Below are 21,171 nucleotides of genomic sequence, written 5' to 3'. Positions count from 1 at the left end.
CTGAAGGAAGCGCTCCGCGCTCCTTCAGGGCTTGCGGGCCACGCCCGCGTACACCGGGACGATTCCTTCCGCCTGGGCCGCTACGTCCTCCGGTTCCGGGCGCCAGCCGTAGACCGGGATCACGCCGGGGCCGAGTAGTTCCAGGCCGTCGAAGAAGTGGTGGAACTCGGTGAGGGGGCGGGGGAAGAAGGGGGTGCCGCTGCGGCGGAAGTGTTCGGCTGCCTTGGCTATGGCCTCGGGGCTGAGGTCCGGGGTGACCTGGGAGAGGATCAGGTAGCTGCCCGGGGCGAGCGCGTCGACGTACGTCTTCAGCAGGCCGTGCACGTCGTCGCCGTCGGGGTCGTCACTCAGGTAGTGGGTCAGTGCGACCAGCGACAGTGCGATGGGCCGGGTGAAGTCGAGGGACCCGGCGGCCAGGCCCAGGATCTTCTCGGGGTCGCGGGCGTCGGCGTGTACGTAGTCGGTGGTGCCCTCGGGTGTGCCGTGCAGGAGGGCCTGCGCGTGCCGCAGGACGATCGGGTCGTTGTCCGCGTACACCACCTTGGACTCGGGGGCGACGCTCTGGGCCACCTGGTGCAGGTTCGGCTCGGTGGGGATGCCCGTGCCGATGTCCAGGAACTGGCGGATCCCGGCCTCGGCGGCGGTCCGCGTCGCCCGCTGCATGAACCGGCGGTTGGCGCGCGCGCCGCGCAGCACCGTGCCGTCCACAGCGAGGATCCTGCGGGCCAGTTCCTCGTCCACCGGGTAGTTGTCCTTGCCGCCGAGCCACCAGTCGTAGACCCGGGCCGGGTGCGGTCTGCTGGTGTCGATACGGGTGGCTGCGCCCTCGGGTCCGGTCATGCCGTCTGTGCTCCTGGGTCCTGGGTCCTGTGTCATGGCTTGGGTTCGCGTGAGGGGGTGGGGTGGGGGGACGTGGAGCAGGTGCTGTGGGGTCAGTAGCCGTCTCGGTACTCGGCGATGATCTCTTTTGTGCGCTGGGCCGATGCCGCGCCCGCCGTCATGTGGTCCAGCACCTCCAGGTGCGCGGCGACCTCACGGCGGGAGTCCAGATAGAGCGCACCGGTCAGGTACTCGGTGTAGACCATGTCGGGCAGTTCGGGCTCGGCGAAGCGGAACAGTTCGAAGGGCGCCGATGTGCCTGGATGCGGGCCGTCCCTGAACTCGGCGACCTGGATGGTGACATGGCCGCTCTCCGACACGTCGAGGAGCCGGTCCAGCTGCTCGCGCATGACCTCGCCACGGATGCTCACGGGCCGCCGCAGCACCGTCTCGTCGACGATCACCCAGAGGTGGGGCGGGTGTTCGCGGGTCAGCAGCTTCTGCCGGGCCATCCGCAGCGACACATGCCGCTCGACCGCCTCGGGGCCCGTGTGCCCGATCGTCCCGGCCTCCATGACGGCACGCGCGTACTCCGGGGTCTGCAACAGGCCGGGTACGAAGTGGGGTTCGTACGACCGGATGAGCCGGGCGGAGCCTTCCAGGCTCACATGCAGACTGAACCAGTCCGGTACGACATCGGCGAACCGCTGCCACCAGCCGGGCTCGTTCGCCTCCTCGGCCAGGTCGACGAAGACGGACGCCTCGTCCTCGGGCACGCCGTACGCCGTCAACAGCGCGTGCACGTACGGGATTTTGAGGGCGACCTCGGCCATCTCCATGCGCCGTACGGTCGCCGAGGCCACCCGCAGAACCCGCGCGGCCTCTTCCCGCTTCAGCCCGGCCGCCTCGCGCAGCTCCTGGAGCCGTCTCCCGAGCACCACTTGGCCCACGGTGGGCGCAGCCCGCCGCTCACTCACGCCACGCCTCCCCTACGCGCCGAAGTACAGCGAGCAGTGTGTCACGTTCAGCTGCCGCCTCGACAGGTTCGAGCCATGGAGATGCGGCGCACTCCGGTCCGGAACCCGGGTTTCCCCCATGCAGGCGTCTCCGTCAACTCGTCATCGAGTGCAGGTACTTGACCGTCGCCGGGTCGGCCGGGAGAAGGGTCTCGATGGCCAGCTCGGCGACGGTGATGTCCATCGGGGTGTTGAAGGTGGAGATCGACGAGATGAAGGAGAGCAGCCGGCCGTCGTGCTCGATCCGCATCGGGAGCGCGACCTGGGGCATGGGGCCGGTTGTGTGGTCCGCCAGGCTCTCCTCCTGTTCCGGTACCGGGTACGCGGCGACCTCGTCGTACAGCGCGCGCAGCGGGGCCGAGCGGTGCAGGGCGATCTCGCGTTCCATCTGGGCCAGCAGGTGTCCGCGCCACTCGCGGAGGTTGCGGATGCGCGGGGCCAGGCCCTCCGGGTGCAGGGTCAGGCGCATCGCGTTGACCGGCGGCGTGAGCAGGGACTCCGGGAGGCCGTCGAGCAGCATCAGGATGCCCCGGTTGGCGGCCACGACGTTGTACGTGGCGTCGACCACGAACGCCGGGTAGGGCTCGTACCCCTGGATCAGCCGCTCCACGCCGTCACGCAGGGATTCCAGCGCCGGGTCGTCCAGGGGAGTCTCGCGGTAGCGCGGGGCGTAACCGGCGCACAGGAGAAGGGCGTTGCGTTCCCGGACCGGGACGTCCAGGTGCTCCGCGAGCCGCAGGAGCAGCTCCTCGCTCGGGCGAGAGCGGCCCGTCTCGACGAAGCTGATGTGGCGGGCGGACGAGTCGGCCCGCAGCGCCAGTTCGAGCTGACTGACGCGCCGCCGCTCCCGCCAGGCCCGCAGCAGCGGCCCGACCCCCTCGTACGCCGTGTCCGCGGGGCTGCTGGGGCGGGCGGTGCTGCCGGTGGGGACGCTGGTCATACGGCGACGGTAGCCGAGAGGCCGGCAGGTACCCTCCTGACCTGGGCCGGAAGGCGCGGACTGTGGCACGCTGGGAGAGCACCCCACCATCGTGGAAGGAGCGTGGCCATGCCTGTCGAACCGCTGTCGCAGAAGGAGATCGAGGACCGGCTGGCGGAACTGCCGGGCTGGTCGCTCGACGGAGACCGGATCGCCCGCTCCTACCGCCTCGGCTCGCACTTCGCGGCGGCGGCGCTGGTCCTCCACATCGCCCAGGTCCAGGAGGAACTGGACCACCACTCCGACCTCACCCTCGGCTACCACACCGTGTCACTCACCGTGAACACCCACAGCGTGGGCGGTGCCGTCACGGACCTCGACTTCGAGCTGGCCCGCAGAGTCGAGGCCCTCGCACCGGGGCACGGGGCGAGCTGACCGGGCCACAGGATCACGATCGTGCTGGACTACAGCCAGGAGGCCGAGCGGTACGACGCCCTGCGCGGCGGCGAACCCAGGGCCGCCGCAGCGGCGGACGCCGTACTGAGCCTCGTACCCGAAGAGGCCCGCAGCCTGCTCGACGTGGGATGCGGTACGGGCATCGTGACCCGGCGGCTCGCTGCCGCGCGGGCCGGGATGCGGGTGGCGGGCGTCGACCTCACCGACGCGATGGCCAGACGGGCCGCCGTCCGGCTTCCCGGTGCCGTCGTACTCGCCGACAGCCGCCAACTGCCTTTTCTCGACGGCCAGTTGGATGCCGTGACCAGTGTGTGGGTGCTGCATCTCGCCGGGCGGCCCGAGGACGTCGGGGCCATCATCGGGGAGTGCGCGCGGGTGCTGAGGCCGGGCGGGGTGTACGTCACCACCGTCGACAAGGGCGCCGCGCACAACGTGGGCAGCGACATCGACGCCGTACTCGCCTCGCGCCCCTGGCGCGCGGCGCCGGACACGGCGGCTGTCGTCGAGGCGCATGCTGTCCGGCACGGGCTGGTGCCGGCCGGGGAGGCGCGGTTCCGGGGGTGCGGGCAGGGGCGCAGCCCCCGGCGGGCCGTCGCCGACCTGCGGCGCGGCTGGTTCATGACGCTGCCGCCGGGTCACCCCCTGGCCGACGGCTTCGCCACCCGCCTGGAGGCCCTGCCCGACCAGGACCTGCCCCGACCGGACCCGGTGTTCACCCTGCGGGCGTTCCGGAAGCCGTAGTCCTCGGGAGGAGCGGCTGTTGCGGGGTGGCGGCGGTGACTCGGCTGAAGGCCATCGTCCAGTTGGTCACCCAGGTCGCCCCGCCGTCGGCCGAGAACGCCTGCTCCCAGTGCGCCGTGCGGTCCGAGATCCCCGACCAGACGAACCGCACCCGGACGTCCTTGCCGTCGTACACGTCATCACCGTGGAACTCGCCCCGGAACTCGCTCTGGAGACCGCTCTGTTGACCGGCGAAGTCACCCGTCACCGGCGGGAACAGTCGGCCGCCGCCGCTCGCCGACCAGTTGAGCGACCACTTCTCGGTCTCCCGGTCGAAGAGCCGCAGCGTGAGCCCCTTCGACCCGAGGTGCGGCATGTCGATCTCGTCGAGGTTCGCGGCCCCGTCGAACAGGCTCCAGCAGCGGCTCGTCGCGTCGAACTCCTCCCAACCGCTTTCGGGGTCGAGGAAATCGGTGCGGCGGCGGTTGCGGACCGTCCAGTCGCCGTGCAGGAAGTCGAAGTCGTGCGGGGTGCTCATGAGCGGTCTCCAGTGGTTCCCTCGGGGAGGGTGTCGGCCAAGTAGGCTGCCAGGTCGGGGACTTGGGGCGCCAGCAAGTGCCGTACCCAGGCGTCGCGTTCGTGCAGGATCGGCGGCAGTTCCCAGACGCAGCCGATCCAGGGGAGGTCGGGTGCGACGAAGTGCGTGGGGTCACGGTCCGGGCAGCCCAGCACCGGCTGGCCTGCCGCCGCGCCCCGGAAGTGCAGGACGTTGTCCCACACCCAGCTGTACGCGTTGAGGTAGGCGCCGTCGTCGCCGCCCCGGTGCAGGACGACGAAGGTGGCGGGCGGGGTGCCGTCCGGCTCCGGGAGCAGCTTCGGCAGCATCGCGTACGCGGCCTCCGCGACCTCGGGCGCGATGCCGTCCGGGTCGGACGTGACGTGGTAGCGCTTGATGTGCCGGCCGGCCACCTCGATGGGCGGGGGGACGGTCAGCAGCTTCTCGGTGAAGGTGGTGAGGGGCATGGGGGGACGCTAGGTCCACTTCACTGTCATCCTGTGTCAGTGAAGCCGGCGAAGGTGTGGGTGAGGTTCCCGTGAGGGCCGGTCGGCTGCTGTCCGTGCTTCTGCTGCTCCAGACCCGGGGGCGGATGACCGCCGCCCAGCTCGCCGAGGAGCTGGAGGTCTCGGTGCGTACGGTCTACCGGGACATGGAGGCGCTGAGCGCGGCGGGCGTGCCGTTGTACGGCGACGCGGGCCACGCCGGTGGCTACCGGCTGCTCGACGGCTACCGCACCCGGCTGACCGGCCTGACCGCCGACGAGGCCGAGGCGCTGTTCCTGGCCGGCGCCCCGGGCCCGGCCGCCGAACTGGGCCTCGGCCCGTTCCTCGCCGCTGCCCAGCTCAAGGTGCGTGCCGCGCTCCCGGCCGAGCTGCGCACGCACGCCGACCGGGTCGCCGGACGCTTCCACCTGGACGCGCCCGGCTGGTACGCGGACGCCGACGACACCCCGTACCTCCCGGCCGTCGCGGACGCGGTCTGGCGTGGGCGGGTGCTGCGGGTGCGGTACCGGCGCTGGCGCGAGCCCACGGATGTGGAGCGGCGGCTCGAACCGTACGGGCTCGTGCTGAAGGCGGGGCGCTGGTACGTGGTGGCCGGGCCCGGGCCGCGTACGTTCCGGGTCGACCAGATCCTTGAACTGGCGGCGTGGGACGAGGAGTTCGAGCGGCCCGAGGGCTTCGACCTGGCCGCGTACTGGACGGCGTACCAGCGGGACTTCCACGACCGGCTCTATCGCGGCGAGGCGGTGGTGCGGCTGGCGCCCGGCGTGCGGTTGGCCGGGCCCGCCGGACGCGCGGTCGAGGCCAACGGCCGTACGGATGAAGAGGGTTGGACCTTGGCGACGGTGCCGATCGAGTCCGTCGAGCGTGCGCACGATGAGTTTCTGCGCCTTGGGGCAGGCGTCGAGGTGCTGGCGCCGGCCGAGTTGCGGGAGCGGATCGCGAGGACGGTGACGGAACTGGCCGCAACATACGCGGCCGGACACGCCTGATACGCCTGATACGCCGGACACGGCAACTTCGCGCACCAGGGCGGCAACTCCCTTGCGGGCAGCGGCGACTGAGGGGTGGAACCCGTCCGTCCCCCCCCGCAGGAGGTAGGTACCGTGCAGCACCCGCAGCCGCACGCACAACCCCGTCCCCCCACCCCGATCCGCACGAGACGCCGGACTCTCCTGTCCGCCGTGACCGCCGGAGTGCTCGCCGCCGCAGGGCTGATGTCGCTCTCCGCCGCACCGGCCGAGGCCGCCACCGCCCGCCAGGTCGAGGCGCTGGACCGGGGTGTCGTCAGCGTGCACACCGACAGCGGCAACCTGGTCAGCTGGCGCTGGCTCGGCACCGATCCGAACGACGTGTCGTTCAACGTCTACCGGGCCGGTACGAAGGTCAACTCGACGCCGATCACCGGGTCGACGAACTACTTCCACTCGGGCGCCCCGTCCCAGGCCGACTACACGGTCCGCGCGATCGTCGGAGGCGTCGAACAGGTCGACTCCGTGCACGCGATCCAGTTCCGCACCGGATACAAGGACGTCCCGATCACCCCGCCCGCAGGCGGTACGACCCCCGACGGGGTCGCCTACACCTACGAGGCGAACGACGCCTCGGTCGGCGACCTGGACGGTGACGGCGCCCTCGACTTCGTACTCAAGTGGCAGCCCACCAACGCCAAGGACAACTCCCAGTCCGGTTACACCGGCAACACGATCGTCGACGGGATCAAGCTCGACGGTACGCGGCTGTGGCGGATCGACCTGGGCCGCAACATCCGCTCGGGCGCGCACTACACGCAGTTCCAGGTGTACGACTACGACGGCGACCGCAAGGCCGAGGTCGCCATGAAGACGGCTGACGCGACGGTCGACGGGACGGGCGTCGTCATCGGCAACTCGTCGGCCGACTACCGCAATTCGAGCGGTTACGTCCTCTCCGGGCCCGAGTACCTGACGATGTTCAACGGGCAGACCGGCAAGGCGATGGGGACGGTGGACTACGTCCCGGCGCGCGGCACGGTCTCCTCGTGGGGCGACTCCTACGGCAACCGGGTCGACCGATTCCTCGCCGGTACCGCCTACTTGGACGGCGTCCGCCCGTCCCTGATCATGGCGCGCGGCTACTACACCCGTACGGTGCTCGCGGCCTGGGACTGGCGCAACGGGGCGTTCACGCGCCGCTGGACCTTCGACTCCAGCTCATCCACCAACACCGGCAAGGGATTTGACGGCCAGGGCTCGCACAGCCTGTCCGTCGGGGACGTCGACGGCGACGGCAAGGACGAGATCGTCTACGGGGCGATGGCCGTCGACGACAACGGCAACGGCCTGTGGACGACCAAGACCGGCCACGGCGACGCCCAGCACCTCGGCGACCTGGACCCGGCGCACGCGGGCCTGGAGTACTTCAAGGTCTCCGAGTCGACCTCCCAGCCGGCCGAGCTGTACATCAACCCGGCCAACGGCACGGTCAATTGGAGCCTCGCCGCGTGCTGCGACAACGGTCGCGGAGTCGCCGGGGACATCTGGGCGGGCAACGACGGGGCAGAGGTCTGGTCGGCCTCCGACTCGTCGATCCGTGACGAGGCCGGCGCCACGAAGGGCCGTGAACCCTCCTCCGTCAACTTCCTCTCCTGGTGGGACGGAGACCCGGTCCGCGAACTCCTCGACGGCACCCACATCGACAAGTACGGCACATCCTCCGACACCCGCCTGCTGACCGGCGCGTCCGTCCACTCCAACAACAGCACGAAGGCCACCCCGGCCCTCTCCGGGGACCTCTTCGGCGACTGGCGCGAGGAAATCGTCTGGGCGACGAGCGACAACACGGCCCTGCGCATCTACTCGACCCCGACCGAAACGACGACGAGGATCACCACCCTCCTCCACGACACGATGTACCGCACGGGCATCGCCTGGCAGAACACCGCATACAACCAACCCCCGCACCCGAGCTTCTTCATCGGCAACGGGATGCCTACGGCGCCTAGGCCGACGGTGTACACGCCCTAGCGGACGGAAATCAAGGACGGCGGTCGTGCGGAGCCCGCACGACCGCCGTCCCGTGTGCCACCGAGGTGTGTCAGGCCACCGTGCAAGCCTGGTCGCCCAGCTTGAACGCCGTCGGTTTCCCGTTCGTCCCCGACCAGCTTCCCGTGAACCCGAAGCTCACCGACGAACCCGCCGCCACGTTCGCGTTCCAGTTCACGTTCTTCGCCGTCACCGCCGCACCCGACTGGGTGTACTCGGCGTTCCAGAGTTGGGAGACGGTCTGGCCGTTCGGGAAGGACCAGCCAAGTGACCATGCTGTCCAGGCAGTTGTGCCCGTGTTGCTGAGCTGTACGTCCGCCTGGAAGCCGCCCGACCACTCGCTGGTCACCTTGTACGTCACCGCGCAGGCCCCCGTGGGGGTCGGATCCGTGCCGCCGCCCCCGCCACCGGTCGAGTCCGACGACTCGCCGTACACGACACCGCGCCCGTTCGTCGCCACGTACACGCGCCCGTACACCCTCGGGTCACCGGTGATCGCCGCGCCCGTCCAACCCCACTGGTGGGCATCGTCGTTGATGCGGGTCCAGGTCGCGCCCTTGTCCGTGGAGCGGAAGATGCCGCGTACGCCGCCGATCTTCGCGCTCGTGTAGAGGGTCTGGTACGTCGACCCCGTCGCCGCCTTGCCGAAGCCGATCGTGTCGGCCTGCTCGACGTTCGACAGCTTGGCGAAGGTCGTACCGCCGTCCGTGGAGTGCCACAGGCCGTACGCCCCGTCCGTCGCGCCGCCCGCCAGCCAGATGTCGCCCTTCGTACCGGGCAGCGCCTTGAACCGCACGCTGTCGCCGGCCGGGAGGCCTGTGGCGGCCGATGCCGTGAAGGACGCTCCGCCGTCCGAACTCACGTAGAACCGGCCCGACTTGAAGCCGTAGAAGGTCCTCGGATCCACCCGGTCCGACTCCACGATCGCGCCCGCCGGGATGCCCGTCGACGCCGACCACGAATTGCTGAAGCCGGTCGCGTACTGCACGCCCGTGCCCGTCGGGCTCCACACGAACCGGCTGCCGTCCGACGCCGACGCGATCGTCCCGCCGCCCGAGACACCCGAGGGGTCGCTCCCGGCGAACCAGTTGGCGCCGTTGTCCGTCGAGAACGCCACATGCGGACCCGAGTCCAGGTTGCCGACGCGGGCCACGATCCCCGGGTTGGTCTCCGCGTAGTCGAGGCTCGTCGTGGACGTGAAGTTCGGTGAAGTGAACATCATCGAGGGGACCTTGGTGAGATCCGTGTGCCGGAAGCCGCCGATGTCGCCGAGTGCGCTGAGCAGCACGGCCCCGCCCGACGGGGGAGCCGCCAGGTCGTTGACCGCCGTCTCCTCCAGGCCCTGGACCATCGGCTTGATGCCGAACTGGCTTCCGCTGTCCCAGTTCGTGAGGTTCTCGGTGCCGTAGATCGTCGCGCCCGTTCCGTACATCATGCGGTTCGAGTTGAACGGGTCGATCTCCAGCGACTCCGTCATCCACCCCAGTTTCGGGCTCTGTTCGGGCGGCGACGGGTTCGCGCCGAAGGTCAGCCAGGGCGAGGACGAGACGTCCATCGTGAAGCGGTTCGAGCGGCCCGGGTACGAGGTGTAGTCCCAGGCCTTCGTCCAGGTGCCGCCGCTGTCCGTCGACCGGAAGAGCTGCGTGTCCGGCCACCACGAGCTGTACGCCGTCGCCATCACCGTGCCCGGCTTCTGCCGGTCGATCGTCAGCCCGCTGAACCCGTAGTAGGTGTCCGCCTCCGCGACCGGGCTGATGTTCGTCCAGGTGCCGGTCGCCGTCGCGTACCGCCACAACTGGCCCTTGCCGCCGTCGTACGGACCGCCCTTGTCGCTGTACGGCAGGTACAGATAGCCGTTCGTGGCGTCCAGTACGCCCTTGTGGGCCAGATACCCGGTGGGCTGGCCGGCCACCCGCGACCAGGTCGCGCCCGCGTCCGTCGAGCGGTACACCGCGTTGTCCTTGTCGGCGACCCCGACATAGATCGTGCGGGTCGCGCTGCCCGCCGTACCCGTCGACTCGTCGAAGGTGACCCAGACGATGCCCTGGTTGTCGCTGGCGTACCCGCTGGTGTCGGTCGGATCCTGGGCGTAGTTGCCGACGTTGGGGAAGTTCGCCACCTGCGACCAGGTCGCCCCCGAGTCCGTCGACCGCCACAGGCCCTTGCCGCTGGGCGCGCCCAGATACAGCACGCTGTTCCGGTTCGGGTCGACCGCGAGCCGCTCACCCATGCCCCGGCCGGGCATGTTGCCGCCCAACTTGAAGGGCAGATCGGCCCGTTGCCAGCTCGCGCCCCGGTCACCGGACCGCAGCACGGCACCGTTCCCGGGATCCCAGCTGTTCGTGTACGTCCCGACAGCCGCGTACACCTTGTTCGGGTCCACGGAGTCGGAGGCGAGGCTGACCACCCCGGTGTGCCCCCAGCGGTCCCAGCCGACCGAGTCCAGCAGCGGGGTCCACGTCTTCGTCGACTCCTGCCAGCGATAGGCACCGCCGATGTCCGTACGCGCGTACGCCAGGTTCCGCTCGCTACGGTTGAAGACGATCCCGGGGACGAAACCGCCGCCGTCGATCCGGGCGTTCTTCCAGGTGTACGTGTCCGCGGCGAGCGTCACCTCAGGCGCACTCGGGGCCGCGAGAGCAGACGGACTGCCCGCCAACAGGCCTGCGGCCAGGGCCAGTACGGCGGTGAGGATACGGGTTCTTCGCACGGGGGGTCCTTTCCGGGTGGGGGGAATCGGGAAGGTACAGGTGGGGTGGTAAGCGCTTTCCTCGTATTGCGAGAGGTGCCGGGCGACCCCCAGTGCGGGAGGGGGCCGCCCGGCCAGGTGGTCTCGTCGTCAGGTGACGAGACCGCGCACGCGGAGCCTTCAAGCGGTTCCACAGAACGAGCGGTGCTTGTCCCGAGCCCCGATAGGGGCGCGGGGAACTGCGCGACCAGCCACAACGGGCCCGCAGCCGAACACGGCCCAACCCGCGGAGCGCTCAGCGGGGGCTATTCGAGAAGCTCCGCGTACGAACCCATGGCGAGGGCGATGTCCGCCTGGGCCCAGAACCGGTGATAGGTGAACGAGGGCGCGGCGCCGCCCGCCAAGTACGCCTCGATCTTGGACCAGTTGGGGTCGTCCTCGTAGAAGGAGCGGATCGAGTCGAACGTCGACGACGAGTTGATCGCGTCGCCGTTCGGCATCGTGCCGGTCCAGCCCGACGGCACGTAGACACCGTCGTCGAAGCGGTTGTAGTCCGCGCGGGTCTCCGGGACGGCGACGCCCAGGGTGTCCTGGTGGTTGGCCCACATGCCGTCGAGGAGTGCCTTCGCCGTCGTCGCCGCCTCGGTGTCACCGGAGCGGTCGGCGTAGTACGTCAGCGTCTTCGCGTACGCCGCCGCCACACCCACGTCGTTCGTGTAGTCGGCGACGGTGACGTGAAGTCCCGCATTTGCGCCCGGAGTCGACGCGTTCCAGGTGTCGGGGGCGCCCGACCACTGGAGTGTCGACGGGATCCGGTATGTGCCGTCCGGGTTGATGGTCGTCTTGGACAGCGCCCAGTCGACCCACTTGTCCAGGACGGTCTTCGCCGCCGCGTTGCCCGTCTGCTGGTAGTACTCGGCGACCCGCTCCATGGACCACGCCTGGAAGCCGAACCACTGGTTGGACGGCGGGTCGTGGTACACCGGCTGCTGGTCGTAGTACATGCCGTAGAAGGTCGGCGTACCGGCCGGGGGAGTGGCGTACCGCCCCGCCCAGCTGTTGGTCGCGCCGCCCGCGATGGCACCCTCGTTGGACTGGAGCCAGCGGTAGAACTCGATCTGCCGGGTCAGGGAGGTCGCCCAATCCGCCTGCCCTGTCGCCGACTTGGGCTTCAGGTCGGCGTACGAGCTGAGCGCGTAGGCGGCCAGGGGGTTCTGGTAGCCGCCGTGCGTGTGGCTGGAGCCGATGCGCCAGGCCCAGCCCGCCGCGGTGTCGGTGGCGCCGCCCCACGCGTAGTACCAGGACATCAGATAGTGCGAGGCGTCCTTGCCGGTACCGGCCGGGCAGGTCGTCGGGCCGACACAACTCCCTATTTTCTTGAAGTACTTGTCGTACATGGAGTAGCGCAGATAGTCGCCCATCTTCGCCGCCTTGCCGACGGTCGCCGAGACATCGGCGCCCTTGCCCTGCTGCTTCGCCCAGATGTCCGCCCAGTAGGCGGCCTGCACGGCACGCGCGTCGGCGTCCGGGGCGTTGGTGAACTTCCACTGCTTGGCGTACGACGCGTCGCCGGTGAACAGGTTCAAGTACCCGTTCGTACCACCGTACTTGAAGGCGTCGCAGGTCGGCTGCGGAACCGTCTCCCACACCGACTCCTGCGGCCCGCGCTGGAAGGTGTTGATGTAGGAGGGGCCGGTGTCCGCCGGACCCGCCTCGCACTTGCCGGGTGAGTTGCCGTAGCCGTAGACGTTGTCGACGTCCTGGAGCCAGTGCATACCGTAGACGTCATCCGTGCCGTACGCGGTCTTCAGCTCGGCCGCGATCGGGTCGGTGCCGACCGAGACCCCGGTGTTGAGCGCGGCCGGGTACTGGCTCGGCAGGTCGTACTCGGGGGCGTACGTCGCCGGCTTCGACGCGTTGTAGAAGGAGTTGGTCGGCTGGTCGGCGTGCGTGGGGATCATGTACTGCTCCATGATCGACCAGGCGCCGTTGAACTTGCTCCAGTCGCCCGTCACCTTGCCGTACATGGCCTGGAGCCACAGGAGGTAGCTGTACGCCTCCGACGTGGTCTCGTGGCCGTGGTCCGGCGCCTCGACGATCAGCGTCTCCACCGAGTGGTAGGGGATGCCCTCGGGGGAGAAGTAGCCGCTCGCCGGGTTGGTGATCTTGCCGTAGAGGTTCAGGAAGCGGGCGTCGTACACCTTCGAGGCGGCCAGCTCGGTGACGGTGACCGTCGCCTTGGCATGGCCGGTGGCCGTCGAGTCGAAGGCCGCCGTTCCGGTGCCCGTCGCGTTGGCGGTGATGGTCACCTTCTGGGCCGTGTTCCAGTTCGCCGGCGTGAAGGTGAGCGAGGCTCCGCCCGTCACCGACAGGCCCGTGTTGCCGCTCGCGCGAGCGGTCGTCACCGTCACGTTGGCGCTCGGCTGCGTCGAAAGCTTCACGTCGTACGTCGCCGACTGGCCCTGCTGGACGCCGAGTTGGGTCGGTACGGCGACCACGGCGGGACCCGAGGCGACCGTGATGCCGACCGGTGTTGACGGCGCCGAGGCGCCCAGGCTGTCGTATGCCTTCGCCAGCAGTGAGTGACTGCCCACGGCAAGGCCGGTGGCGGAGTACGTGTACGGCGCGGTCGTGTCCGTGCCGAGCAGCGTCGTGTCGTCGTAGAACTCGACCTTGGTGATCGTCGCGCTGTCCGCCGCCGCTGCCGTGGCCGCCATCGGCACCGCGTCACCCTGCGAGTAGACGGCGCCCGCGGCCGGGCTGGTCAGCACGGTCACCGGCGGCTGGTGGGCCCCCGCGCAGGTCGTGCCGTTGATGGCGAACGAGGTCGGCGCCGCGTTGGAGCCGCTGTACGTGAACTGCCCACCGGTGCTGACCGCCGCGCCGGCGGCGATCGTCGCGTTGTACGTGGCGTTCTGCACGGTGACCGTCTGGCCGGACTGGGACCAGGTGCCGTTCCAGCCATTGCTGAGCCTCTGGTTGCCCGCGTAGGCGTACGTCAGTGTCCAGCCGTTGATGACGTCCGTACCGCGGTTGGTGATCGTCACGTCCGCGGTGAAACCGGACCCCCAGTCGTTCGTCTTGTAGTCCACGCTGCACTGAACTGCCGCCGCCTGCGCGGGAGTTGTACCTGTTGCGAGCATGGTCAGGGGGAGGGCGAGGGCCGCCACGACAGCGGTCCAGAACCGCCGCGCGAGGCGGCGTCTGTGTCGGGGGTGCATGGTGCTGGTTCCTCCTAGCGGCTCGGAGGTGCTCGCGTAAGAAGTGGGGAGAGCAACAAGCCTTGAACCAGTGGGAGCGCTCCCATAGTGGGGACAGGCGTGTCAAGGGTCAAGGTGCTTGAAGAGTCGAAAAGATTCGACGGCGACATCTGATGGAAACACGTCAACTCCTCTGTCCTTTACCGTCACTTGGCGCTAGCTTCGTTGACACCAGTGGGAGCGGTTCCATCAGTCGACGCGTCCGTCACGACGCGCCCGATCTGCAAGGAGTCGCTCATGCGACACCCCCCGCGTTCAGGTCTTTTAGTCGTGCTCGGCGCCGCCGTCGCCCTTGTGGGCACCGCGGTCGCGCCGGTCCTCACGGCGTCGGGAGCCACCCCCGCGTGCACGGTGGAGTACTCGGTCACCAGTGAGTGGGACGCCGGCTTCCAGGGTTCCGTCAAGGTCACCAACAACCTGGCGGCGCTCAGCAGTTGGAGTCTCACCTTCGACTTCGGCGCAGGTCAGAAGGTCACCCAGGGCTGGAACGCCAAGTGGTCCCAGTCCGGTGTCACCGTCACCGCGGCCAACGAGAGCTACAACGGCTCGCTGGGCACGGGCGCGAGCGTCAGCGCGGGGTTCCTCGCCTCACGGTCGGGGAGCAATCCCGTACCGGCGTCGTTCAAGCTCAACGGGACGACGTGCAACGTGGATTCGGCGCCCACCCCGACTCCGACCCCGACTTCCACCCCCACACCGACTCCGTCGCCCTCCGATCCGCCGGTCCCCGAGGACGGACCGCCAGCCCTGCACGTGTCCGGCAACAAGCTCGTCGACTCCGGCGGCGCCACCCGGCGACTGCTCGGCGTCAACCGCTCCGGCGGCGAGTTCGCGTGCGTCCAGGGCAACGGCATCTGGGACGGGCCCGTCGACGACGCCTCGGTGAAGGCGATCGCCGACTGGAACGTCAACACCGTACGCATCCCGCTCAACGAGGAGTGCTGGCTCGGGCTGTCCAACATCAGGTCCGAGTACGCGGGCGCCAACTACATCGCCGCCGTCAAGGACCTGGTGGCGAAGGTGAAGGCGCACGGCATGACGCCGATGGTCGAGCTGCACTGGACCTGGGGCCAGTACACGGGCAACTCGGCCGGCTGCTCCGACGTACACGCCAGTTGCCAGAAGCCGATGCCCGACATGCAGTACACGCCCGCCTTCTGGACCTCGGTCGCCAACACCTTCAAGGGTGACCCGGCCGTCGTGTTCGACCTGTTCAACGAGCCCTACCCGGACCGCGCCACCTCCACGGCGGCCCAGGCCTGGACCTGCTGGCGGGACGGCGGCACCTGCCCCGGCATCGGGTACGAGGTCGCCGGTATGCAGGATCTGATCGACGCGGTCCGGGCCACCGGTGCTCAGAACGTGATCCTCGCCGGCGGGCTCGCCTACTCGAACGACCTCAGCCAGTGGCTGACGTACAAGCCGACCGACCCGACGGGCAATCTCGCCGCGGCCTGGCATGTCTACAACTTCAACTCCTGCTCCAACGAAAGCTGTTGGGACTCGACACTCGCGCCGGTCGCCGCCCAGGTCCCGCTGGTCGCGGGCGAGATCGGCGAGAACACCTGCGCGCACTCCTTCATCGACCGGGTCATGAAGTGGTTCGACGACCGTTCCCTGTCGTACCTCGGCTGGACCTGGAACACCTGGAACTGCGCCTCCGGCCCGTCCCTGATCTCCGGTTACGACGGCACACCCACGGCCTTCGGCATCGGACTGCGCGACCACCTGCGCGCCATCGGCTAGTGCTTCAACTCCCCCTTATGGCAAGGCGCTTCTCACCCCACCCGGAAGACAACCGGAACACGAGAGGACACCCGCACTCATGAGCCGTACCAGAACAGCGATCCTCGCCGCCATGGCGCTGGTCGCCGGTGCCACCGGCGCCGCCGTCGCAGCCGCACCGGCCGACGTCGGCATCGCCGCGATCCCCTGCACCGTCGACTACAAGGTGCAGAGCCAGTGGAACACCGGCTTCACCGCCGCCGTGACGATCACCAACAACAGCGCGGCCAAGTCGAGTTGGGCCGTGAAGTGGTCGTACGCCGGCAACCAGCAGGTCACCAGCGGCTGGAACGCGAAGATCACCCAGAGCGGGACCGGCGTGACCGCCGCCAACGAGACCTACAACGGCACGCTCGCCACCGGGGGTTCGGTGAGCTTCGGCTTCAACGGCAGCTACAGCGGCACGAACGCGCTCCCGACTTCCTTCATCCTCGACGGCGTCACCTGCAACGTCGACGACGGCGGCGGCACCGACCCGGATCCCGGTACGCCGTCCAACCGGGTCGACAACCCGTACGCGGGCGCCCGGGTGTACGTGAACCCGGAGTGGTCCGCGAAGGCCGCCGCCGAGACGGGCGGCAGCCGGATCTCCAGCCAGCCCACCGGCGTCTGGCTGGACCGGATCGCCGCGATCAACGGCGTCAACGGCGGGATGGGGCTGCGCGCCCACCTCGACGCGGCCCTCCAGCAGAAGGGCACCGGCGAACTCGTCGTCCAGCTGGTGATCTACAACCTGCCCGGCCGCGACTGCGCCGCCCTCGCCTCCAACGGCGAACTCGGCCCGACGGAGATCGACCGCTACAAGACCGCGTACATCGACCCGATCGCGGCGATCCTCGCGGACACCAAGTACGCGGGTCTGCGCATCGTCACGACCGTCGAGATCGACTCGCTGCCCAACCTCGTCACCAACACCGGCAGTCGTCCGACGGCCACGGCCGCGTGCGATGTGATGAAGGCGAACGGCAACTACATCAAGGGCGTCGGCTACGCGCTCGGCAAGCTCGGTGACGTGCCGAACGTCTACAACTACGTCGACGCCGGCCACCACGGCTGGATCGGCTGGGACGACAACTTCGGTGCCTCCGCCGATGTGTTCAAGCAGGCGGCCACCGCCGAGGGCGCGACCGTGGGCGACGTGCACGGGTTCATCACCAACACGGCGAACTACAGCGCCCTGAAGGAGAACAACTTCACCATCAACGACACCGTGGCCGGCAAGTCCGTCCGCGAGTCGAAGTGGGTGGACTGGAACCGGTACACCGACGAGCTGTCCTTCGCGCAGGCGTTCCGGAACCAGCTGGTGACGGTCGGCTTCCCGTCCGGGATCGGCATGCTGATCGACACGTCCAGGAACGGGTGGGGTGGCAGTGCGAGGCCGGCCGGGCCCGGTGCGACGACGACCGTCGACACGTATGTCGACGGTGGGCGGTATGACCGGCGCATCCATGTCGGGAACTGGTGCAACCAGTCCGGTGCGGGTCTGGGCGAACGGCCCACGGCTGCTCCGGCTACCGGGATCGACGCGTACGTCTGGATGAAGCCTCCGGGGGAGTCGGACGGGTCCAGCACGGCGATTCCGAACGACGAGGGCAAGGGGTTCGACCGGATGTGCGACCCGACGTATACCGGTAACCCGCGGAACAACAACAACCTGTCGGGGGCGTTGGCGAACTCGCCGCTTTCGGGGCACTGGTTCTCCGCGCAGTTCCAGGAACTGATGAGGAACGCGTACCCGGCACTTTAGCTCCGCTGGTTCGGCGGTTTGGTTGCTGCGGCCCGGTGGGGGCTGGTCGCGCAGTTCCCCGCGCCCCTAAAAGCGGGGCGTGGGTGTGCGCCGGTGTTCATCTGTGCCGTCTGGACAGTTGGGCGCGGTCCGTCAGGGTTCTTCAGTTGTTCTTCCCCAGGCCCTGGCGGATCGCGAACTCCACCGTCGAGTAGTTCTCGTCCTTGCGGTTCAGGTCGTACTGCACCGTCGGGTGCAGTGGGGGCTGGGCCATGAAGCGGGGGCGGGTGCCGTGGTGGGGCTGGGCCGCGTGGACCAGGAAGGGGTGGCAGAGGTAGACGTCGCCGGGGCTGCCGGTGGCGTAGGCGAGCGGGCGGTGTGCCGAGGCCTCCACCAGTTGCGGGGCTATCTCCAGGCCCGAGACGCCCTCCTCGCCGTACGGCTCCAGCAGGGGCGGTACGTCCAGATGGGACCCGACCCGGATGCGTGTCGGGGCGTCCTCCTCGCCGACCTCGCTGAACAGGAACAGCATCAGCAGCGACCGGTCCCGGGAGCGGAGGTTCGTATACGGCCAGTCGGCGCCCTCGACGGCGTAGCTCCCCTCGATGTGCCAGCCCGCGTCGTCCGGTTCCTCCTCGTGCGGAAAGCGCAGCGGAAAGCTGCCCAGGGAGTAGCGCGACGCCCAGCGGCCCTCGCCCACCAGCGTGTCGAACGCCTCATGCAGCACAGGGGTGTTGACCGCGGCGGCGAACGGGCCCTGTGCCATGTCCGACACCCAGTGCACGGGCTTCGTCCAGGTGCCGGGGTCGTCCGGGTCGCACCCCGTCTCCCGCCACAGCAGCCGCGCGCAGTGCTCCGCGACACGCGGCGGGAAGGCGCCCTCGATCTTCACGAACCCGTCTTCGAGGAAGCGCTCCACAAGCTTGTCGTCCATGTGCACATCGTGGGGGAGAGCGGCGGGCCCGCGCATCCGGTTTTTGCCGTGCGCGTTCGAGGAGGTCGTCCCGGTTTGCCGTATCGGCAACAGAACTGGCCTGGTCGGCGGGGTCGGAGCAGGCTGGTGGCAACGACGACGGGAGGCCCGTAGACCATGGCCCATCAGCACCGGCACGAGCACACGCACGAGCACGCCCAGGCACACAACCACGGCGACATCGACTTCGCCAAGATGATCCCCATGCTGGAGGGACAGGCGCAGCTGTTCGCCCCGCTCTACACCGACGCGCTTGCCTGGCTGTCCCGGCAGCAGCCCGAACCAGGGCTGATCGTGGACGCGGGCAGCGGCCCCGGCATCATCTCGGGCTTCTTCGCTGAGACGTTCCCCGAGGCGCGCATCGTCGCGGCGGACAGTTCGGCGGCGCTCCTCGATCGGGCCCGCGAGAACGCCGAACGCCTCGGCAACACCGACCGCTTCAGCACCATCGAGGCCGAACTCCCGGACGGACTCGGCGAGTTGGAGTACCCCGCCGACCTGGTGTGGTCGAGCCGTGTCGTCCACCACGTCGGCGACCAACGGGCCGCGCTCACCGCGCTCGCGGCCGTCCTCGCGCCGGGCGGCACACTCGCCGTCATGGAGGGCGGCCTCCCGGAGCGGAACCTGCCGCGCGACCTCGGCTTCGGGCGCCCCGGACTGGAGACGCGTCTCGACCTGATCGAGCAGACCTGGTTCACCGAGATGCGTACGACGCTTCCCGGCCATGTCCGCGAGACCGAGGACTGGCCGGCCCTGCTCACCGCCGCCGGTCTGCGCCCCTCCGGCACCCGCACCTTCCTCCTCGACCTCCCCGCCCCGCTCACCGACGAGGCCCGCGCGCACGTGATCGACGTCTTCGACCGGCGCCGCACGATGTTCGGGGACGAACTCGACACCGAGGACCGTGCCACCCTCGACCGCCTGCTCGACCCCGACGACAAGGCGGGCCTGCACCACCGCCCCGACCTCTTCGTCCTGTCCGCGCTCACGCTCTACACGGGCACCAAGCCGGGGGAGTAGCCCTCAGGGGCCGTCGCTTCCGAGTGTCCCTGACGTCCTTGACTTGGAGAGCGCTTCAAGTGATGGACTCTCCGCCGTTCACGACACTCGTACGGCACACAGGGGGAACCATGTCCGAAGCACCCGTCGCGCTCATCACCGGTGGCGGCAGCGGTATCGGTGCCGCCGTCGCGCGGCAGTTGCTGGGCGCCGGTCACCGGGTCGTCGTCACCGGCCGGGGAGAGGAGCGGCTGCGCGGCTTCGCCGAGGAACTCGGCCGCCCGGCAGGGCTGTTGACGATCGCCGGGAACGCGGCCGAGTACGACGACGTGCGCGGCGCCGTCGAGGCGGCACTCAAGGAGTTCGGGCGGCTGGACACGGTCGTCGCCAACGCCGGGTTCGCCACCCACGACACCGTCGCCGAGGGCGACCCGGCCGGCTGGACCGAGATGGTGCTCACCAACGTGCTCGGGCCCGCGCTGCTCATCAGGGCCTCGATCGACGCGCTGAAGGAGACCCGGGGCCGGATCGTGCTGGTCGGCAGCGTCGCCGGGTTCATCCACGGGCCGGGCAACATCTACGGGGCGACCAAGTGGGCGGTGACCGGCCTCGCCGAGAACACCCGACGTCAGGTCACGGAGTTCGGCGTCGGCGTGACGCTGGTGGCCCCCGGGCGCGTGGAAACCCCGTTCTGGGACAGCTACGGCAGCCTCCCGCCGGGGCACCTGCTGACGGCCGACCAACTGGCCGACTCGATCGTCTGGGCGATCCGGCAGCCGGAGGGAGTCGACGTCAACACCGTGGTCGTACGACCGATCGGGCAACCCGTCTGACGGCCTCCCGATCGGCCGGGAGTCGATCAACCGCCGTGCGGGGAAGGGTAATTGCCTGGGATGCTAAGAACGTCCAGGCAGTTCCCCTTGGCACGGAGGTCGCACATGCTCACGACCGACCAGGTACCGGGCGCGCCGAACTGGGTCGAGCTGCGCACGCCGGACGTGCGGGCGGCGAGCGAGTTCTACGCGGCTCTGTTCGGCTGGGAGCGGGACGCCGAGGTGTTCCGGCTCGACGGAGTTGTGGTGGCCGGGGTGCGTGAGGCCCAGGCGGCGGCGGGTGGTTGGGTGCTCTCGTTCCACACGCGGGACGCGCAGGCGGCGGCCGGATCGGTGACGGCGGCCGGTGGCGAACGGGCGGAGGACGCCGATGCCGACACCTGCGCCCTGTACGTCACGGACCCCGACGGCGTCCGTTTCGGCCTCCGCGAGCCCGGACCGGCCCCGGTTCTCGGCCTCGTGGATGCCCCCGGCGCCCTGTGGTGGACGCAGTACTACACCATGGACGTACCGGGGGCGAAGGCCTTCTACCAGGCGGTGTTCGCGTGGGACGGCATGGACGTCGTCCTGGAACGCGGCGCCGCCTGCACCATCCTCTCGCCCGCCGGCAAGGGGCTGCCGGGAGCCCAGGGCGCCCTGATGACGACACCGGCCGAGGCCCTCGGGATCACACCGCCCGCCAGCTGGTTCGAGCCGGGGGCGCGCTGGCTGCCGTATTTCACGGTCCACGACTGCGACACGACCGTCGACGCGGCGCTCGCCCGGGGCGCCACGCTCGTCTACCCGGCCGAGACCCAGCAGGCGATCGGACGCCAGGCGACGCTCCTCGACCCGTGGGGCGCCGCGTTCGCGGTGAACGCGGGCGCCGCCCAGCCCACGGCAACTGTCTGAAGG

General features: G+C 69.6%; 17 protein-coding genes. 9 read left to right on the top strand and 8 right to left on the bottom strand.

All coding sequences use genetic code 11. The features are described from left to right. Nucleotides 1-24: 24 nt before the first annotated feature. From OG787_RS07200 to OG787_RS07190, 3 genes are all read right to left on the bottom strand, one after another. On the bottom strand, nucleotides 25-840 hold the full coding sequence (locus OG787_RS07200) for an SAM-dependent methyltransferase (protein ID WP_405534607.1): 816 nt from the start codon (nucleotides 838-840) through the stop codon (nucleotides 25-27). 92 nt (nucleotides 841-932) lie between these two features. Then, nucleotides 933-1,796, bottom strand: coding sequence for a helix-turn-helix domain-containing protein (locus OG787_RS07195; RefSeq protein WP_369031279.1), 864 nt, complete (start codon nucleotides 1,794-1,796; stop codon nucleotides 933-935). A 133-nt stretch (nucleotides 1,797-1,929) separates the two neighbouring features. Further along, on the bottom strand, nucleotides 1,930-2,775 hold the full coding sequence (locus OG787_RS07190) for a helix-turn-helix domain-containing protein (protein WP_405534606.1): 846 nt from the start codon (nucleotides 2,773-2,775) through the stop codon (nucleotides 1,930-1,932). 108 nt (nucleotides 2,776-2,883) lie between these two features. On the opposite strand from OG787_RS07190, the gene OG787_RS07185 reads away from it, so the two are divergent. Both OG787_RS07185 and OG787_RS07180 read left to right on the top strand, forming a co-directional pair. Then, nucleotides 2,884-3,189: a 4a-hydroxytetrahydrobiopterin dehydratase gene (locus tag OG787_RS07185; protein WP_405534605.1), complete on the top strand. Its 306-nt coding sequence runs from the start codon at nucleotides 2,884-2,886 to the stop codon at nucleotides 3,187-3,189. A gap of 21 nt (nucleotides 3,190-3,210) precedes the next feature. Next, entirely contained in the window at nucleotides 3,211-3,951 is a 741-nt protein-coding gene (locus OG787_RS07180; protein WP_369031276.1) for a class I SAM-dependent methyltransferase, read from the top strand. Here OG787_RS07180 and OG787_RS07175 read toward each other — a convergent pair. Both OG787_RS07175 and OG787_RS07170 read right to left on the bottom strand, forming a co-directional pair. Beyond that, nucleotides 3,923-4,468 (bottom strand): hypothetical protein, encoded by a 546-nt coding sequence (locus tag OG787_RS07175; protein ID WP_405534604.1) that lies wholly within the window; start codon nucleotides 4,466-4,468, stop codon nucleotides 3,923-3,925. The genes OG787_RS07180 and OG787_RS07175 overlap by 29 nt on opposite strands. Further along, nucleotides 4,465-4,953, bottom strand: a complete 489-nt coding sequence (locus OG787_RS07170; RefSeq protein WP_369031274.1) for a hypothetical protein — start codon at nucleotides 4,951-4,953, stop codon at nucleotides 4,465-4,467. The genes OG787_RS07175 and OG787_RS07170 overlap by 4 nt, the downstream gene beginning before the upstream one ends. Nucleotides 4,954-5,024: 71 nt before the next feature. Between OG787_RS07170 and OG787_RS07165 the strand changes: the two genes are divergently transcribed. Together OG787_RS07165 and OG787_RS07160 are read left to right on the top strand one after the other, a co-directional pair. Then, the gene (locus OG787_RS07165) at nucleotides 5,025-5,981 is read left to right on the top strand and encodes a helix-turn-helix transcriptional regulator (RefSeq protein ID WP_369031273.1); all 957 of its coding nucleotides are present in this window, start codon (nucleotides 5,025-5,027) and stop codon (nucleotides 5,979-5,981) included. A 114-nt stretch (nucleotides 5,982-6,095) separates the two neighbouring features. Next, entirely contained in the window at nucleotides 6,096-7,994 is a 1,899-nt protein-coding gene (locus tag OG787_RS07160) for a rhamnogalacturonan lyase (protein ID WP_405534603.1), read from the top strand. Nucleotides 7,995-8,064: 70 nt separating this feature from the next. Here OG787_RS07160 and OG787_RS07155 read toward each other — a convergent pair whose 3' ends face one another. Together OG787_RS07155 and OG787_RS07150 are read right to left on the bottom strand one after the other, a co-directional pair. Continuing rightward, nucleotides 8,065-10,722, bottom strand: coding sequence for a cellulose binding domain-containing protein (locus tag OG787_RS07155; RefSeq protein WP_405534602.1), 2,658 nt, complete (start codon nucleotides 10,720-10,722; stop codon nucleotides 8,065-8,067). Between the two features lie 284 nt (nucleotides 10,723-11,006). Further along, nucleotides 11,007-13,922, bottom strand: coding sequence for a glycoside hydrolase family 48 protein (locus OG787_RS07150; protein ID WP_405534600.1), 2,916 nt, complete (start codon nucleotides 13,920-13,922; stop codon nucleotides 11,007-11,009). A gap of 276 nt (nucleotides 13,923-14,198) precedes the next feature. Here OG787_RS07150 and OG787_RS07145 point away from each other — a divergent pair, with 276 nt between their 5' ends. After that, nucleotides 14,199-15,707 carry a cellulase family glycosylhydrolase gene (locus OG787_RS07145; protein ID WP_405534599.1) on the top strand — a complete coding sequence of 503 codons (1,509 nt, stop codon included), beginning with the start codon at nucleotides 14,199-14,201 and terminating at the stop codon, nucleotides 15,705-15,707. A 79-nt stretch (nucleotides 15,708-15,786) separates the two neighbouring features. Next, a complete protein-coding gene (locus tag OG787_RS07140; RefSeq protein ID WP_405534598.1) occupies nucleotides 15,787-17,493 on the top strand; it encodes a glycoside hydrolase family 6 protein in 1,707 nt (568 codons plus the stop codon). 142 nt (nucleotides 17,494-17,635) lie between these two features. On the opposite strand, the gene OG787_RS07135 is transcribed toward OG787_RS07140, so the two are convergent. Beyond that, on the bottom strand, nucleotides 17,636-18,406 hold the full coding sequence (locus OG787_RS07135; protein WP_369031268.1) for a phytanoyl-CoA dioxygenase family protein: 771 nt from the start codon (nucleotides 18,404-18,406) through the stop codon (nucleotides 17,636-17,638). 156 nt (nucleotides 18,407-18,562) lie between these two features. On the opposite strand from OG787_RS07135, the gene OG787_RS07130 reads away from it, so the two are divergent. From OG787_RS07130 to OG787_RS07120, 3 genes are all read left to right on the top strand, one after another. Beyond that, nucleotides 18,563-19,465: a class I SAM-dependent methyltransferase gene (locus OG787_RS07130; protein WP_405534597.1), complete on the top strand. Its 903-nt coding sequence runs from the start codon at nucleotides 18,563-18,565 to the stop codon at nucleotides 19,463-19,465. A gap of 110 nt (nucleotides 19,466-19,575) precedes the next feature. Further along, the gene (locus OG787_RS07125; protein WP_405534596.1) at nucleotides 19,576-20,277 is read left to right on the top strand and encodes an SDR family oxidoreductase; all 702 of its coding nucleotides are present in this window, start codon (nucleotides 19,576-19,578) and stop codon (nucleotides 20,275-20,277) included. A gap of 105 nt (nucleotides 20,278-20,382) precedes the next feature. Next, the gene (locus tag OG787_RS07120) at nucleotides 20,383-21,168 is read left to right on the top strand and encodes a VOC family protein (protein ID WP_369031265.1); all 786 of its coding nucleotides are present in this window, start codon (nucleotides 20,383-20,385) and stop codon (nucleotides 21,166-21,168) included. Nucleotides 21,169-21,171 lie beyond the last annotated feature (3 nt).

Source organism: Streptomyces sp. NBC_00075, from assembly GCF_045041225.1.
In the GTDB taxonomy this organism is placed as follows: Bacteria; Actinomycetota; Actinomycetes; order Streptomycetales; family Streptomycetaceae; genus Streptomyces; species Streptomyces adonidis.
The sequence above is the reverse complement of the archived record's forward strand: the minus strand, read 5'-3'. Positions and strand labels throughout refer to the sequence as shown.

Coding starts and splice junctions, on each gene's coding strand:
- OG787_RS07200 (WP_405534607.1), bottom strand. CDS start 840: ATGACCGGACCCGAGGGCGCAGCCACCCGTATCGACACCAGCAGACCG.
- OG787_RS07190 (WP_405534606.1), bottom strand. CDS start 2,775: ATGACCAGCGTCCCCACCGGCAGCACCGCCCGCCCCAGCAGCCCCGCG.
- OG787_RS07185 (WP_405534605.1), top strand. CDS start 2,884: ATGCCTGTCGAACCGCTGTCGCAGAAGGAGATCGAGGACCGGCTGGCG.
- OG787_RS07175 (WP_405534604.1), bottom strand. CDS start 4,468: ATGAGCACCCCGCACGACTTCGACTTCCTGCACGGCGACTGGACGGTC.
- OG787_RS07170 (WP_369031274.1), bottom strand. CDS start 4,953: ATGCCCCTCACCACCTTCACCGAGAAGCTGCTGACCGTCCCCCCGCCC.
- OG787_RS07150 (WP_405534600.1), bottom strand. CDS start 13,922: ATGCACCCCCGACACAGACGCCGCCTCGCGCGGCGGTTCTGGACCGCT.
- OG787_RS07145 (WP_405534599.1), top strand. CDS start 14,199: ATGCGACACCCCCCGCGTTCAGGTCTTTTAGTCGTGCTCGGCGCCGCC.
- OG787_RS07140 (WP_405534598.1), top strand. CDS start 15,787: ATGAGCCGTACCAGAACAGCGATCCTCGCCGCCATGGCGCTGGTCGCC.
- OG787_RS07135 (WP_369031268.1), bottom strand. CDS start 18,406: ATGGACGACAAGCTTGTGGAGCGCTTCCTCGAAGACGGGTTCGTGAAG.
- OG787_RS07130 (WP_405534597.1), top strand. CDS start 18,563: ATGGCCCATCAGCACCGGCACGAGCACACGCACGAGCACGCCCAGGCA.
- OG787_RS07125 (WP_405534596.1), top strand. CDS start 19,576: ATGTCCGAAGCACCCGTCGCGCTCATCACCGGTGGCGGCAGCGGTATC.
- OG787_RS07120 (WP_369031265.1), top strand. CDS start 20,383: ATGCTCACGACCGACCAGGTACCGGGCGCGCCGAACTGGGTCGAGCTG.